Raw genomic sequence first — 2704 nt, forward strand, 5'->3', positions numbered from 1 at the left:
AATGCCCTCGACCTGGACCTGCTGAACGCCATCACCGAAGCGATGCGACGCGTCGACGGACCTGTCGTCATCACCGGTGCCGGCCGGTGCTTCTCGGCCGGCGTCGACCTGCGGGCTCTCGCCGACGGCGGCATGGATTACGCCGGGCGGTTCGTCGCCGCGCTGTCGGAGGCCTTTCTGGCGATCTACGACCACCCCGCGCCGGTGGTCGCCGCGGTCAACGGCCACGCGATCGCCGGCGGCTGCGTGCTGGCGATGTGCGCCGACGTGCGACTGATGTCCGGTGGGACGATCGGCCTCACCGAGTTGTCGGTCGGTGTCCCGTTCCCGGTCGCCGCGCTGGAGATCTGCCGCGCCGTCATGGGGGCATCGTCGACCCGTGCGGCGTTGGGCGCCAAAACCATCGACGCGCACACCGCGCTGGCCCGCGGTTGGGTCGACGACCTGGTCGCGGGCGATGAGCTGCTGGACAAGGCGTTGGTCGTCGCGCGCGAGCTCGGCCAGTACTCGCCGGCCGCATACGCCGCCACCAAGGTTCAGCTGCACAGGCCCGTCCGCGCCGCGATCGACGCGGGTACCGCCACCGATGCCGACGTGCGGGCCGGCTGGATATCGGTGGAAACCCGCGCCCGGATCAACGGGTTCCTCGAGTCGCTGGCCCGCGGACGCTGAGTGTGAGCCTCTGGATCGCGCACGCCGAGCGTGAGATAAGCGAGGAGATCCCGGCGCCGCCGGACGCGGTCCGCGACTTCTACGTCGACCTCGACAACATCAAAGAGCTTCACCCGCTGGTGGTTTCGGTCGAGGGTCGGTCGCACGACCAAACAGCTGAGGGCTACCGGAAGACCTATCGGGTACGTGACCGGATCCCGCTGGGGCCGCTGTCGATCGGCATCGTCTACTGGGCGCAGGTCCAGGTGCCTACGCAGGGCGATGTAATCACCCAGGCGCGGCAATTTCCCGGCGTCCGGCTCAACGGCACCGTCAGCTTCGAGCCGACTCAGCGGGGCACCCGCCTGACCGAAAAGATGAAGATCTCGGCTCCCCGTCTGCTGGCCGCGGTGACCCAACGCGCGGCCGTGGCCGCCCACGTCGAGATGCTGGCCGGTATCCGCCGGCACTTTCAGACGCGGTGGCCTCGGGGATAGGGTCGCAGACTTTGCCATCAGTGGTCACCTGTGACGGCTACGGATCGGCGCTCCAGTCAGTGGTCGAGGTCTCCGGGTGGGTCGGTGTCGCCGCGCAGCAGTTCGTCAGGATGGTGGGCGTGGTTGATTTCGGGTGGGCCGGTGCCGTCGGTCCAGCCGAGTCGTCCGCTGTCGGTGACCACCGTGCGCAGTTCGCCGCGGGTGACGCAGGCGTGGTCGCAGCCGCAGAGGAAATGCAGCTTGTCGGCGTCGGTACGGCCGCCGCGGTCCCAGTCCGGTGAATGATGAACTTCGCAGCGGTAACCCGACACCAGACAGTTGGGGCGAGTGCAGCCGCGGTCGCGCGCGTAGCAGATCAGCCGTTGGTCGGCGGTGGCGATGCGTTTCTGGCGACCCAGATAGAGCGGTCGCTCGGTGTGATTGTCGAACACCGCCAAGTAGTGGATGGCGTTGGCGGCCATGCGGATGAGGTCACGCATTGGCACCCGGGAGCCGCCGCCGGTCCGTGCGGGTGGCGGCATTGGTACCGACGGGTCGACGGCGGCGTGGGCGGCGCGGTCGAGTTCGGCCAGCGTGGTGGTGACGACCACGGTGACGGGGTGGCCGCGGTGGGTGCCCAGGCCGCCGGAGGCGATCGCGGTTTCCAGGCCCAGCTTTAGCGCGTCGTGGCAGCGTTGGGAGGGGGTGCGCTCGTCGCGCGCGCCGGGGTCGGTGTCCTCAGGTTGGTGGCGGCCGGGCCGCACCGCGGCTTCGATGGCCTCGAAGTAGGCGCGGGCCTGCGGATCGAGTAGTCCGGTCAGCCGCGACATGCCATCGGGCCCTTGCCCGCCCAGGTGGAGTCCGCGACGGCGCGCCCTGTCGTCGTCGCTGAATTGGCCGTCGGGGTTGAGGTAGTCGGCGATCCGCTCACCGAGCCGGGTGATCAGCCCGGCGTCGAGTTTGGTCGCTTCGCAGACCAGCCGGTGTTCGGTGGCGGCCACGTCGGTGGGCGAAACGGTGGCGGGTAGTACGTCGAGTGCTCGGCAGATCGCGCGGATGTGGTCGTCGCCGACCGCACCGGCTTCCACGGCGGCCGCTAACTTCGACAGCTCCGGGGGGACCGGCGGCCCGGCCAGGCAGCGGCGGGGCCGGATCCGGGCGGCGAGTTTGAACCGGCGGGTGATCTCGTGCGGCGTGATGCGCAGCCGCTTCCACAGTGCGGCCCGCGTTTGCGCGGTGGACGCACTCTCATCGGGCGGATCCGCGATTTCGCCGAAGATCCGGTACATCAGCCCGCGGTTGGTGCGGTCCTGGGTCTCCAGCCGCTCGGCGACATCGACCCGAAAGTCGTTGCCCACCATGCATGACGACGTGTCACGCAGCACGTCGTGGGCAGCGTCGATCGCATCGAGAGCGGTGCTGATGCGCTCCCGTGCCTGCTCGGCGCCCAGTGCTGAACCCATGCCTCGACGTTATGAAGCAGCACCGACACATCGACGATCGGCACACCGCTGAAACCCCGGCCTGTGGATTAAATCCCAACTGTGGATACCCGCCCAAACGGTCGCCCCGATCTG

At 69.1% G+C, this 2704-nt stretch carries 3 protein-coding genes; 2 read left to right on the top strand and 1 reads right to left on the bottom strand.

The window, feature by feature from the left end:
- Both AC2VOG_RS10735 and AC2VOG_RS10740 read left to right on the top strand, forming a co-directional pair.
- On the top strand, nucleotides 1-672 hold a 672-nt coding region (locus AC2VOG_RS10735; RefSeq protein ID WP_486939878.1), incomplete at its 5' end, for an enoyl-CoA hydratase/isomerase family protein.
- A 2-nt stretch (nucleotides 673-674) separates the two neighbouring features.
- Nucleotides 675-1148 (top strand): SRPBCC family protein, encoded by a 474-nt coding sequence (locus AC2VOG_RS10740; protein WP_486939879.1) that lies wholly within the window; start codon nucleotides 675-677, stop codon nucleotides 1146-1148.
- Nucleotides 1149-1204: 56 nt separating this feature from the next.
- On the opposite strand, the gene AC2VOG_RS10745 is transcribed toward AC2VOG_RS10740, so the two are convergent.
- Nucleotides 1205-2590 (bottom strand): 13E12 repeat family protein, encoded by a 1386-nt coding sequence (locus AC2VOG_RS10745; RefSeq protein WP_486939880.1) that lies wholly within the window; start codon nucleotides 2588-2590, stop codon nucleotides 1205-1207.
- Between the last annotated feature and the right edge of the window lie 114 nt (nucleotides 2591-2704).

It is taken from the genome of Mycobacterium sp. TH-M11 (genome assembly GCF_057473725.1).

Coding starts and splice junctions, on each gene's coding strand:
- AC2VOG_RS10745 (WP_486939880.1), bottom strand. CDS start 2,590: ATGGGTTCAGCACTGGGCGCCGAGCAGGCACGGGAGCGCATCAGCACC.